General features: G+C 43.3%; 11 protein-coding genes. 2 read left to right on the top strand and 9 right to left on the bottom strand.

Going from position 1 to position 13522, the window contains the following annotated elements:
• Window positions 1–484: 484 nt before the first annotated feature.
• The 6 genes from ctaG to cyoE form a co-directional block, all read right to left on the bottom strand.
• Window positions 485–1408: a cytochrome c oxidase assembly factor CtaG gene (ctaG, locus tag HDC33_RS04410; protein ID WP_179391286.1), complete on the bottom strand. Its 924-nt coding sequence runs from the start codon at window positions 1406–1408 to the stop codon at window positions 485–487.
• A gap of 139 nt (window positions 1409–1547) precedes the next feature.
• Window positions 1548–1895, bottom strand: coding sequence for a cytochrome C oxidase subunit IV family protein (locus tag HDC33_RS04405; RefSeq protein WP_179391285.1), 348 nt, complete (start codon window positions 1893–1895; stop codon window positions 1548–1550).
• A gap of 1 nt (window position 1896) precedes the next feature.
• Window positions 1897–2523: a cytochrome c oxidase subunit 3 gene (locus HDC33_RS04400; protein WP_179391284.1), complete on the bottom strand. Its 627-nt coding sequence runs from the start codon at window positions 2521–2523 to the stop codon at window positions 1897–1899.
• Window positions 2523–4397, bottom strand: a complete 1875-nt coding sequence (gene ctaD / locus HDC33_RS04395) for a cytochrome c oxidase subunit I (RefSeq protein ID WP_179391283.1) — start codon at window positions 4395–4397, stop codon at window positions 2523–2525. The genes HDC33_RS04400 and ctaD overlap by 1 nt, the downstream gene beginning before the upstream one ends.
• A gap of 34 nt (window positions 4398–4431) precedes the next feature.
• Window positions 4432–5502: a cytochrome c oxidase subunit II gene (gene coxB, locus HDC33_RS04390; protein ID WP_179391282.1), complete on the bottom strand. Its 1071-nt coding sequence runs from the start codon at window positions 5500–5502 to the stop codon at window positions 4432–4434.
• A 100-nt stretch (window positions 5503–5602) separates the two neighbouring features.
• Window positions 5603–6520 (bottom strand): heme o synthase, encoded by a 918-nt coding sequence (cyoE, locus tag HDC33_RS04385; RefSeq protein ID WP_179391281.1) that lies wholly within the window; start codon window positions 6518–6520, stop codon window positions 5603–5605.
• A gap of 323 nt (window positions 6521–6843) precedes the next feature.
• On the opposite strand from cyoE, the gene HDC33_RS04380 reads away from it, so the two are divergent.
• Window positions 6844–7755: a COX15/CtaA family protein gene (locus tag HDC33_RS04380; RefSeq protein ID WP_179391280.1), complete on the top strand. Its 912-nt coding sequence runs from the start codon at window positions 6844–6846 to the stop codon at window positions 7753–7755.
• A gap of 108 nt (window positions 7756–7863) precedes the next feature.
• On the opposite strand, the gene pyc is transcribed toward HDC33_RS04380, so the two are convergent.
• The 3 genes from pyc to HDC33_RS04365 form a co-directional block, all read right to left on the bottom strand.
• Window positions 7864–11301 carry a pyruvate carboxylase gene (pyc, locus tag HDC33_RS04375; RefSeq protein ID WP_179391279.1) on the bottom strand — a complete coding sequence of 1146 codons (3438 nt, stop codon included), beginning with the start codon at window positions 11299–11301 and terminating at the stop codon, window positions 7864–7866.
• Between the two features lie 18 nt (window positions 11302–11319).
• Window positions 11320–12483 carry an FtsW/RodA/SpoVE family cell cycle protein gene (locus tag HDC33_RS04370; protein WP_179391278.1) on the bottom strand — a complete coding sequence of 388 codons (1164 nt, stop codon included), beginning with the start codon at window positions 12481–12483 and terminating at the stop codon, window positions 11320–11322.
• Between the two features lie 62 nt (window positions 12484–12545).
• On the bottom strand, window positions 12546–12827 hold the full coding sequence (locus HDC33_RS04365) for an Fpa/YlaN family protein (RefSeq protein WP_179391277.1): 282 nt from the start codon (window positions 12825–12827) through the stop codon (window positions 12546–12548).
• Between the two features lie 184 nt (window positions 12828–13011).
• Between HDC33_RS04365 and HDC33_RS04360 the strand changes: the two genes are divergently transcribed.
• Entirely contained in the window at window positions 13012–13512 is a 501-nt protein-coding gene (locus HDC33_RS04360; protein ID WP_179391276.1) for a peptidyl-prolyl cis-trans isomerase, read from the top strand.
• Window positions 13513–13522: the final 10 nt, after the last annotated feature.

Below are 13522 nucleotides of genomic sequence, written 5' to 3'. Positions count from 1 at the left end.
AAGCCAAGCCATTGAAAAAGTTCTTGTTTATAGTAAGAACTAGTTGATTGTAGTGGAAGCGCTCGACTCCGGCGGGAACAGAAGGCAAAGATAGGAAGAGAAAGTACACTCTTCCTTAGCTGAAGACTCCGCAGAACGGCTTTTGCGACCAAAAGCGTTAGCGTTGGGAACACGAGGGAAGGATGCCTTAATTTCTGCCAAGAACGCAGAAATTAAGGCAAATCGAACCCATCGCTGTTCGATTGGCTGAAGCCGTGCCCGCGGAAAGCGTCCGCTCGAAACGGAAATCAACGGGATTGAAGGAATCCGGACTTTTTCAGTGCCCTCGCTTATCGGAGGAGGCATCCACAAAGCGCCGAAACGGATTTGAAGGGATTCTTTATTTCAATTTATATAGAAATACATTAAAAATGGCTTATCCTCACCTTTACAAATTGTAAAGATGAAATAAGCCATTTCACGAAAAAGACCCCTACGTAGTTAACTACCCATGCATCGTCAATCTTTGACGTTCGAGAAGTGCTTTCGCAGTAATTTCGTCCGCATTTTCCTGCTCTTCTTTATACCATTTAATGAAAATGCTACCCAGAACACCGACATAAACAAGTTCCTGAATTATTTTCATGATAATGCCGCCAAGTTGTTGATCAACTAAAGTAGGCATATTCGTAAATAGTTCCGGCCCTGAAATACCTAATCCCGATAATCCAGAGAGCGTGCTTGCAGGTACACAAAGCGCCATCGCCTTTAACCATGCTTCACCGGATTGATATGTTTCATAAACAGGTACATCTACGAAGATGATGAGAGAACATGCCGGAGTGATTAATATTGCACTTAATATGACATAACCAATTTTTTTCAAGCCATGAAGCTTCGGTTGACCTTCCAATGTGTTAATGATCGGCCACCAAAGAAATATAGCTGCAAAAAATAGCGTAATCGTAAAAATGGAGTGAAGGATAAGACTCATTTTCACATTATCAAGGACAAGGGGTAAATGATAAAATGAAAACATCCCGCTGAAAAGCAGTAGGCTAAGAACCGGTTTAGTGAAGAATCGGAATAGCTTGTCAATAATCTTGACATCAAAAACCTTTTTCCACATCCAATTAGGTATCCCCATCATGATTAACGGGGCAACAATCAGCAATAGAACTGCCATTTGTACCATATGCATTGAAAATAAGATATGACCGAGTAAATCTACAGGCGATCCTTTCACGACGTAGAGCAGAATCATACCAGTCATGAAAAAGAATATCTGTTTTTTAGTGATCGGATGCGTGTCTTTAAATCGATGGCGCATTTTCGTCGACACTATTAAATATAAAGCCATACCGAGTATGATGAATAGTAAGAACCATGGACTCCATAAAGCCCGGAATCCAAATATGCTTAAAGGCATTTGACATCGCTCCTTCAATTAAGTCTTTCCTCATTATAAAACGAATGGAGCCGTAACTCAATGTACGAACTATGACAGTTTATAAAAAAATAAAAGCCTGTGGAGAATAAAATCTTCCACAGGCTTTTACGACTATTTTTTACCACCAAACGATTGTTACAAATGTCAATACGACAGCGAATGAAAGAACTACTCCCGTATACATGAACATTTGGGGAACACCATGTCCCTCTTCACTCATATGCATGAAGTAATACAATTGCAGGCCTACTTGCACTGCAGCAAATAACAGTAGAGACGGGATAATCAGGAATTTTGAAAATCCGGCAACATCAGCTTGGTAAGCCATAACCATTGAAAATGACATAATCGTCATGAAAATCATTAACGAAAACATCATAACCTGACCGCGCATTGATTTTCGTGCACGTCTTTGGTCTAAGTTAAATTGAGCTGGCGACTTTTTGTAAACTTGGATGTCCGACATATTAACCTATCACTCCCATCAAGTAGACTACAGTGAAGATGAATACCCAAACAACGTCAATGAAGTGCCAGTATAACGAGAACGTATAGAACTTCGTCGCGTTATACAAGTTCAATCCGCGCTTGGAGTTACGATAGATAAGCAGTGTGATCCAAACAAGTCCGACTGCTACGTGGAAACCGTGCGTTCCGACAAGTGTGTAAAATGCTGAACTGAATGCGCTGTTGTCATATGTGAAACCTAATTTAACGTAATGAACAAACTCATACATCTCAAGCGCAAGGAATCCAAGGCCTAGGAACGCTGTAATAACGAGCCAAAGTTGCATTTTCTTGAAATCATAATTTCTCAAATGATACATCGCGTAAACACTCGTCAATGATGATGTTAAAAGAAGCAACGTCATAACGAATACGAGTGGCAATTCAAAGAGACCTTGCGTCGTGAATTCAAATCCACTTGGCCCCTTGTTCTTTAAAGCAAGATATGTCGCGAAAAGCGTCGCGAACAAGATTGTCTCTCCGCCAAGGAACAGCCAGAAACCTACAAACTTATTTTTTGCTTCCAGTGTTGCTCTTTCCGGATGATCCGGCCACGTCTCAGGGGTGAATTTTTTATTCAAATCCATTATTTTTGTCCCCCTTTACGTTTCATATCTCTCAAGATTTCATCTTTCTTGACATAGTAGCCCAAATCATCTTTCAATGAACGCATTGCCATTGCAATGAACGTCCACAGAAGACCGAATATTAGGACAGGTAATCCCCATGACTCTTCAGCACGGTACATTGCACCAAATCCTGCAATGAACAAACCTAGGGACATCATGAATGGAATGAACGAACCGTTCGGCATATGGATATCTTGAACAGGTTCAGCCGGAGTGAGCCCAGACGCATTGCCTTCCATTTTTTCGATATATACAGTATCCAGACCACGTACTAGTGGTGTTTGTGCAAAGTTATAGTATAGTGGCGGTGATTCTATCGCCCATTCAAGCGTACGACCATCGCCCCAAGGATCATTTGCTACACGTACATTTTTAACGGAAGTTACGATAATGTTATACACAAGTACCGTGATTCCGATTGCCATGAATAAAGCTCCGACTGTACTAATTAAGTTTGATGAGTTCCAGCCTTGTCCATCCATGTATGTAAATACACGACGAGGCATTCCCCAGAACCCTAACCAGTGCTGAATTAAGAATGTTAAATGGAAACCGATGAAAAAGAACCAAAATGTCACTTTACCAAGCATTTCATTTAATAATGTACCGAACATTTTCGGCCAATATAAATGTAAGCCCGCAAGTATACCAAATACTGTTCCACCAACGATTACATAGTGGAAGTGAGCAACAACAAAGTATGTGTCATGCAATTGGTAATCAAGCGGTGCAGTACCAAGCATAACTCCTGTAACTCCACCCATGACGAACGTCGGGATGAAACCTAACGCCCAAAGCATCGGTGTTGTAATTTTTATGCTACCTCCCCACATGGTGAGTAGCCAGTTGAATATCTTGACTCCTGTAGGTATGGCGATAGCCATTGTCGCTACAGAGAAGATAGCGTTTGCCGTCGGTCCAAGACCAACTGTAAACATATGGTGAGCCCAAACCATGAATCCAAGGAACCCGATTAGGACGGTAGCGAATACCATCGCGGAATACCCAAAGAGACGTTTGCGTGAGAAGATTGAAAAGATTTCCGAGAAAATACCGAAAGCCGGCAAAATCAAGATATATACTTCAGGGTGACCAAATATCCAGAAAATATGCTCCCAGATAATCGTATTTCCGCCCATTGTATGATCAAAGAAGTTACCTCCGAACATCCGTTCAAATGTCAGAAGGAAAAGTCCAACTGTCAATGGTGGGAATGCGAACAGGATCATTGCTGAAGCAACGAACGTAGTCCATGTAAAGAGCGGCATACGCATATATGTCATTCCCGGTGCACGCATGTTGATAATTGTTACGAGGAAGTTAATCCCCCCCATTAACGTACCACCACCGGCAATTTGAAGACCTATTGCATAAAAGTCGACGCCGTGTCCTTCGGATACAAGGGCAAGCGAAGCATAAGATGTCCAGCCTGCATCAGGAACTTGACCGAAGAACCAAGAAAGATTTAAGAAAATACCACCGAACATGAACATCCAAAACCCTAATGAGTTAAGGAATGGGAATGCAACATCACGTGCTCCAATTTGAAGCGGCATGATGGCGTTCATAAACCCGATTAATATCGGCATGGCCGCAAGGAAAATCATCGTCGTTCCGTGCATCGTGATCATTTGGTTGAAAATCCCCGCACTGACGAGATCGTTGTTTGGCGTTAAAAGCTGCAACCGGATGATCATTGCTTCTATACCGCCGACTATGAAGAAGAATCCTCCACCCAGGAGATAAAGGATACCGATCTTCTTATGGTCGACTGTTGTCAGCCAATCCCATAGCGTTGCGCCAAAACCTCTTTTTTGAGCAACTGAACTCAATTTGTTTACCTCCTCTTCAATTTCACATTAAAAATTATTTTTCTACAGAAAGACTCATGAGGTACTCTGCAATTGCATTTAGTTCCTCGTCGGAAAGCTGTTCACCGAATGACGGCATCAAGTTTCCTGGCTTGTGTTCTTGTGTGTCGGAGAGCCATTCGACTAGCGATTCTTGATCGTGATCCATGAATCCTGCTATACGATTGCGATCACCGAATGATGCTAGGTTTGGTCCGACTGCTCCGCTTTCACCAACCGCTGAAGTTGCGTGACATCCAATACAGCTTTGTTGGAACAATTCTTCACCTTGACCAGCTGCAGCAACATCAGTCGTTTCTTCGCCAGTTGCCTTCATCGCTGTAACCCATTTGTCAAACTCGGCACGCGGTAATGTTTTCACTTTGAAATCCATGAGTGCGTGTGATGGTCCGCAAAGTTCAGCACATTTACCGTAAAACACACCATCTTTAAGATCCTTCGACTCTTTATCGAACGTTAAATAAAATTTATTGACGTTCTCAACGTTCGTATCGAGCTTACCTCCAATTGCCGGAATCCAGAAAGAGTGCTTTACGTCTGCCGCAATCAGGTTGAAGTATACTTTTTCGTCAGTCGGCACAACAAGCTCCTGTGCTGTGACGATTCCCAGATTCGGGTATTCGAATTCCCACCAGTATAGCTTCGCCGTAACATCGACGACAAGGTTTTCAGCATTTCCTTCTTCATCTACTACATCCATCGCTGTAACATTACTAAATTTATATGTGTAATAAACAGTAGGTACAGCTAGAAGTAACACTAGAAGAACCGGAATGACCGTCCACACAAGTTCCAATGTATGACTCCCTTCAACTTGTTCAGGGATATGATCTTCACCTAGTTTTGATCGTCTGAAACGAACAATTGCAATTAAGTAAATGACCATAACTGCGACAATAACGAATAACATGATTCCTGATGATAACATCAACAATTTGAATTGATCTTTTCCGACTTGACCAGCCGGAAGAAGCGTGGATAGCTCTTCTTGGCCGCATCCCGCAAGAAATACGGTTAGAGCTGCTAATAGTGAAAAAAGACGCCACTTTTTGAGTCCTTTCATCATCGCTTAATGATACCTCTCTTTCCAAAAAAATGTTTTTCTTATTTTGAGGACTGCTGACCCCTCTATGTGAATTCCTGTCTACAGAAAGAATTCCGATACGTTAGATGAATATCGAGAAAATGATCATTGCGACGAAAAGGATTGTCATGTAGTTCAATGAGTAAATGAACATGCCCGTCGCCCATTTCAGATCATCTTTAACTTTAAATCCTTTAAGTGCCAAATAAAGCCATCCGATATTCAACGCAGTTGCAAGGACTAAGAAGCCTACCCCAAGCTCGGTAAGAAGAAACGGCAACGGAAATAAAAAGAGAACCCATGCCAACATCGACTTCTTCGTTCTGGCAAAACCTTTTACAACAGGCAACATTGGAATGTTTGCCGCGCGGTATTCCTCTGTCCGGCGCATTGCAAGCGCATAAAAATGAGGCGGTTGCCAAACAAACATGATCAGGAATAAAGCCCAGGCGCCTGCACCAAGTGCCGGTTCTACCGCAGCCCATCCAATTAAAGGCGGTATGGCCCCTGAAATGCTTCCAACGACCGTGTTGCTGACATGTCTGCGTTTTGACCACATCGAATAGAGTACAACATAACTGAAGATGCCTGCAAGTCCCCAAAGACCCGCTGCTACAGAAGCGGAGAACAAGAGTACTTCACCTACGACGATGAAAGTCAGCGCAAGTGCCAATACAGCCGGCGCTTTGAATCGTCCGGTAACTGTTGGTCTCGACTTTGTCCTCGTCATGACAGGATCGATATCACGATCGATTAAATTGTTAAGCGCTGCAGATCCAGCAATAATCAATCCTGATCCGACAAGAGCATAGACAAGCAGATCTATGTTATGTAGAAAGTTTTTACCAGTGATTTGAAATGCCAGAAATAGTCCGGTAAAAGTTGTTATCATGTTCGAATTAACGATGCCGATTTTAATGAGCGCAAGGAAATCCTTATAAAGTGATGCCGGCACTGCGTTCGATTCGACAGGTGTAGAAATTGTATGACCGTTTGACAAGTTACCCCTCCTTTCAAAGTTGTAGGCGTTGACCACTCTACTTTACTATATCGAAATTCGAGTAGTAATTCTATACATATACAAAATTTCCCCCGAATTCCTTGAAATATCGACACATTTGCTTCTAACACTCTCTATAGTAAATCATTTCAATAGGTCTTTTGTGAAGGTAAAGCGTCTTTTTTATGAACAATTTGTGAAAAGGGTTGCCACTTAGCCTTTTTTATCCGTTCTCCGTTGTCTTTTCAACTATTTTTCGTTATCATCAAAAAAGCAGGGACCTTATATTCAGGGGTCATCATATAAAAAGTAGGTGTCATTTTTTGCGATATAATAGATATTTGAAATGGTTCGCCGTTGCTTCGACAATAGGTATGCTCTTAATCTTACTCGGCGGTGCCCTCGTAACAAAGACGGATAGCGGCATGGGTTGCGGGAGGCATTGGCCTGGGTGTAATGGACAACTTATACCAGATGAAATCACCGCGGAAGTGCTAATAGAGTTTTCACATCGGCTTGTCACCGGATCCGTGGGGATTTTAATTGTTGTATTGGCTGTTTGGTCTTGGAAGGCATTGGGACATATAAGAGAAACGAAATTCTTAGCAATTTCGGCTGTATTCTTTCTAATCCTGCAAGCACTGATCGGTGCCGCTCAAGTATTATGGGGTCAAGGCGATTTCATACTCGCACTTCATTTCGGAATCTCACTTCTCTCTTTTGCATCCGTCTTTCTTCTGACACTTCTGGTTTTTGAGGTGGATCATAAGTTTGATGCCGATAAGATACAAATCGGCGGACGGCTGAAAAGGCATACCATCGGGGTATCCATTTACTCATACTTCGTAGTATACACCGGCGCTCTTGTTCGCCATACGGAAGCCGGACTCGCCTGCCTGGACTGGCCATTGTGCCGGAATGGTTCATTCGAGCTTCCGCGCAGCATGTTCGAATGGGTTCAAATGGGTCACCGTGCCGCCGCGGCAGTCATTTTCATCTGGTTATTGATCATCATGATCCACGCCATTCGGCATTATAAGAATCAGCGTGTCATCTATTGGGGCTGGATTACCGCATTTACACTCGTAGCGCTTCAAGCGACTACTGGCCTGCTGGTTGTCATGACAAGGCTGAACCTTTATGTCGCTTTGCTCCATTCGCTGTTCATTACGTTGCTGTTCGGTTTGTTAACGTATATGATTTTGCTTGTTTCGAGGAGTAAACTGTCAAAATAAAAACTGAGGGGCGGTCCGTAAAAGCCGCTCCTATCTAGAAGAATACCCAATACACTAGCTGAAAAAACAAGAGCATCCGGATTTAACCCGGATGCTCTTGTTTTTCTTTTAATGTTCCAATTCGACGAGCAAATCTCCTGTAGCAATTGACTCACCGGCAGTTACATATATTTCTTTTACTGTGCCGTCGAAAGGTGCTTGAATCGTAGTCTCCATTTTCATAGCTTCCGTGATGAGCAAATGTTCGCCCCTTTTCACTTTCGCCCCTTTGGAGATAGCAACTTTCAGAACAGTTCCCGGCATCGTGGCAGCAATATGCGATTCATTTGCCGAATCCGCCTTTTGTTTGCGTGCCGATACGGACTCAACGGCCATATCTTCAATAATCACTTCCCGCGGTTGCCCGTTCAGCTCGAAATAAATGACTCTTGTGGCATCCGATTGAGGCTCGCTGATCGAAACAAGCTTAACGATCAATGTTTTCCCCTTTTCAATTTCTACTTCGATTTCCTCTCCTAGACGCATCCCATATAAAAATTCAGGTGTGTCAATAACAGACAAATCACCAAACTGTTTATTCATCTGGGAATATTCTTCGAAAACTTTTGGATAGAGTGCATAAGAAAGTATTTCATGACTGGTAACCGGACGCCCTAACTTATCATTCAATTCGTTACGCAGCTTTTCGAAATCGACATCCTCCAGCAACTCCCCGGGACGTACAGTGATTGGCTCGCGCTCTTTCAGAATGATTTTTTGAAGTTCCTCAGGGAATCCGCCGTAAGGCTGTCCAATATATCCTTCGAAAAACTCAATAACCGATTCCGGGAAATCAATCGACTTACCGCGGACAAGGACCGACTTCTCGTCGAGTTCATTTTGCACCATGAATAATGCCATATCTCCGACTACCTTGGATGAAGGGGTCACTTTAACGACATCGCCGAATAATAGGTTAACACGGGAATACATGTCCTTGACCTCTTCCCAGCGCTCGCCTAACCCTACCGCCTTCGCCTGTTGCTGCAAATTCGAATATTGACCCCCAGGCATTTCATGGACGTAAATTTCGGAATGGGGACTCATCATTCCGCTTTCAAAGTGCTGATAATACTTCCGTACGTCTTCCCAGTAGTACGATAAGTCTTCCAGGGACTTTACATCTGCCCGTACATTGCGTTTGCCGCCTTGCAGCGCGTAGTGCAACGAGCTGGCCGATGGTTGTGAGGTCAGACCCGCCATCGCCCCTAAAGCCGTGTCTACGATGTCCACGCCGGCCTCAACCGCTTTTGCATACATATAAATACCGTTACCGCTCGTATCATGCGAATGGAGATGGATCGGTATATTAACCGTAGCTTTCAATTCGGAAACAAGACGATATGCAGCTTCCGGTTTTAAAAGACCCGCCATATCTTTGATTGCAAGAATATGGGCCCCTGCTGATTCAAGCTCTTTAGCCATCTCTTTATAATAACCTACCGTGTATTTCGCACGTGAATCGTCAAGGATGTCTCCTGTATAACAGATAGCTGCTTCGGCGACTTTGCCTGCATCCCGTGTTGCATCAATGGCGACTTCCATTCCCTTGATCCAGTTCAAGCTATCGAATATACGGAATACGTCAATCCCGGCTTCCGCCGATTTTTTAACAAACTCACGGATAACATTATCGGGATAATTTGTATAACCGACAGCATTCGCACCGCGGAACAGCATTTGGAGTAGTACATTCGGAATTTCCTGACGCAATTTCAACAGCCTGTCCCAAGGATCTTCTTTCAGGAATCTGTAAGCAACATCGAATGTCGCCCCGCCCCACATTTCATATGAAAACAGGTCAGGCATGAGTCTGGCGGATTCCGCCGCGATTGATGTCATGTCGGAAGTCCGCATCCGTGTAGCCAGCAAAGATTGGTGCGCGTCACGGAATGTCGTATCTGTCAAAAGTACATCATCTTGTTCTTTGATCCACTTGACTAGTCCTTCCGCGCCACGTTCGTCCAAAATCTGTTTTGTGCCGGACGGTGGCGGAGTAAGCAGGTCGATTACCGGTTTTCTTACAGGATGGAGCAATGGTTTCGATTGCTTGCCGATTCCCGGGAAGCCATTTACTGTGACATTACCGATGTAATTCAACATTTTTGTCCCGCGGTCTTTGCGGTTCGGGAACAAGAAAAGTTCCGGGGTTGAATCAATGAAACTGGTATTATAATTACCTGTCAGGAAATTTTTATGCTTTACTACATTTTCAAGGAATGGGATATTCGTCTTGATCCCCCGAATTCTGAACTCTTGCAGATTCCGATCCATCTTCGAAGCAGCTTCGCGGAATGTCATACCCCATGTGGAGACTTTAACAAGCAAAGAATCGTAATATGGTGTTATGACGGCTCCCTGGAACCCATTGCCCGCATCTAGACGGACACCAAACCCTCCGCCTGAACGGTATACCATCAACTTCCCTGTATCAGGCATAAAATCATTCAAAGGATCTTCCGTTGTAACACGGGATTGAATAGCATAACCAAATAGCGGAATCTTGTCCTGTACAGGAACACTTGCTTCGCCCTCGTGCAGGTTTTTCCCATCTGCAATATGAATCTGTGCGTGGACAATATCGATGCCTGTAACCATTTCCGTGATTGTATGCTCAACTTGGATGCGCGGATTCACTTCGATGAAATAAAATCTGCCATCCGATACGAGAAATTCAACAGTCCCCGCGTTTTTATAATTCACATTTTTCATCAGTTGGACTGCCGCATTACAAATTTGTTCACGTAAACCATCTTCGAGTGAAATCGAAGGTGCAATCTCAACAACTTTTTGGTGTCGACGCTGAATCGAACAGTCCCGTTCAAATAAATGAACGACATTACCATATGTATCTCCAAGAATTTGGACTTCGATATGTTTTGGCTTGTCGATGTATTTCTCAACATAAACCTCTTCAGATCCGAATGCGGATTTCGCTTCTGATCGCGCCCGGTCGAAAGCCTCGTTAACTTCTTCAGCGGAGTTTACAATTCGCATCCCGCGTCCCCCGCCACCTAGAGATGCTTTGATGATGATCGGATAACCATTCGTTTCTCCGAATGCTGCAACTTCTTCTACCGCGGAAACTGGACCGTCACTGCCCGGAATAACTGGAATATCCGCATTAACTGCCTGCTCACGCGCCTTTACTTTATCTCCGAACATATCGAGTTGCTTGGCGCTTGGCCCAATGAAGATGATGCCTTCTTCTTCAAGTCGCCTTGCAAACTCCGTGTTTTCAGCAAGAAATCCATAACCGGGATGGATGGCATTCGCGCCTGAGTCTTTTGCTATCGCGATGATTCCTTCAATGTCAAGATAGGCATCGATCGGTTTTTTCCCTTCCCCTACCAGATAAGATTCATCCGCCTTATAACGATGGAACGACCCGCTATCTTCCGTTGAATAAATACCTACCGTCGGAATATTCAATTCGGTACATGCGCGAAAAACTCGGATTGCAATTTCACCACGGTTGGCTACAAGAATCTTCTTAATCTTTTCCATCACAAGGCACTTCCTTTTCTATTTGTTTTTATCGTATTTTACGAACATTGAAACATTACTCAATATTCCTAATGATAAAGATAACAGAATAATTGATGTACCGCCATAGCTAATAAAAGGCAATGTAACCCCTGTAAGCGGTATCAAACCCGTCAGACCGCCCAAATTGACGAAAGTTTGAATTCCTATCATACTTCCAATCCCTGCTGCAAGCATACGAGCATGAGGGTCTTTCGCTTGAAGCGCAATTGATAGAGCGCGTAAAACAATGAACCCGAGACCACCGATAACAATGATTGATCCAACAACGCCTAATTCTTCAGAAATGACCGCCATGATGACATCAGTTTGCGGTTCAGGCAGGTAACCCATTTTCTGAATGGAATTACCAAGCCCTCTTCCTTGCACGCCGCCTGACCCGATGGCGATATAGCCGTTCGCTATTTGATAGCCCGACCCCTGGATATAATCAAAGGGATTGAGGAATGACAATATGCGGCCTTTTCTTCCCTCGGTCATGATGTTTTCCCATTGGAAATACAGGACAAGACCTGCGAATACAAGTCCAATTGAAATGATGCCGCTTATTTTCAGGAAGGTCTTTTTTTTGATACCACTTGCCGCTAGCACGGAAAGGGCGGTGACAATAATGATGAAAGAGCCTCCGATGTCCGTTTCAAGCATAATGGAGCCCACAGCCAATACTAAAATGCCAACGGGTGGCCCAATCGATTGGTTGATATTATCGATCGTACCTGACTCGTACTTTTTCGCAAAAACCCCAGAAAAGTAGACAATGATTGCTAGTTTCGCAACTTCGGAAGGTTGCAGATTTCCAAAAGGCGTTTTTATCCAGCTGGTGGCACCAACATGATCCCCTGTCCCGACGAAATGAACAAGAAACAACAGGAATAGCATGCTAATTACAGCAAAAATCATTACTTTTTTCCGTTTATAATTCTTATAGGGAAAAAAGGCAGCCAGAAAAAAAGCGGGAATAGCAAGCTTTAAGTTCAACAACTGCTTTTGTAAAAAATAATCGGCAGGGTAATCGTATCTGTTCACGGCTGCCACCATGCTTGAACTATAAATCATGATCAGCCCAAACAGGCAAAGCAATAGATAGACAAAAAACAAAGGAAAATCAAAATAACGGGATAGTTTTTTTACATATGTTTTCATAGGGTTACCTCTTCTTCTTTAAACAAAAAACTCAAACTTTGATGTCAGTTTGAGTTTTTTGCTTATTTTCTCGTATATATTTCATGCAATGCCGACATTTCTTTCTCAAGCAGGGAAAGAATTTCGTTCCCCTTGGTGCGATCAATCAGATCCAATTTCACAGCGAAGTCAATTTCCCGGGAGAGTCCATACATTTGTGTATCCAGTACTTCTTCATAAAGCGGGCACTGAGGCATCGTCAAATGATCCATCTGTACTTTTATCAGTTGTGCAATCTTATCGGCATCGGCTTGAAGTTGCTTCAGGGCCTTTTCCTGATATGTTTCCTGCAATTCTATATCCATGAGGACGCCCCCATCAAACTTTTATTTCTTAAAGGTTATTATGAATAAATTGTATCTTTCGAATCGGGAAAAAGCAAGTGTTTTCCCTTTGACTGCCGGCATTTGAATGGAAAAGCTTTTCCTTGGGAGTCCAAAGCGTTATACTGATTACAAAAGATTATTTATTTAGTAGGAGGATATTCATTTGGAATCGATAATTCCGATAAAAGGTAATGTGCGTCATACGATTACTCTTGACCCGACCGTCTGGATTTTTGATGATCGCAGGGTTGATTTAAAAACGTATTTTACAGACAGCTACATCGAAAAAGATGAGCTGGAAGAATATAAACGAGATATGGGGAAACATTGGTCCCGCGAAATAATGGAAGGTGCCACTTTCCCACCGACTTTGGAAACGGAGAAAAAATTCGAGAAAAGAAAAGTGCTGACTGGAACTTATGCCATTCAATTACAACACTTCATGAAAATTGCAGAACCTGCCGATAATGCGCAGACGTTTTCATTCGAAACAATTGATGGCGAAAACTACTCGTTTCCACTTGCGAAAGTCGATGATATCCTCTTTAAATTCAGCGATGAAGGAAAGCCGCTACTAGAAGGCGGTCCCGTTCACGTCCTGTTCAAAGACGGCTCGAACATCGACAATCCGATTCGCAACATCAATGCAATCCGGGTTGACTGAAGGAGGATTT

The organism is Sporosarcina sp. JAI121 (genome assembly GCF_013408665.1).
In the GTDB taxonomy this organism is placed as follows: Bacteria; Bacillota; Bacilli; order Bacillales_A; family Planococcaceae; genus Sporosarcina.
The sequence above is the reverse complement of the archived record's forward strand: the minus strand, read 5'-3'. Positions and strand labels throughout refer to the sequence as shown.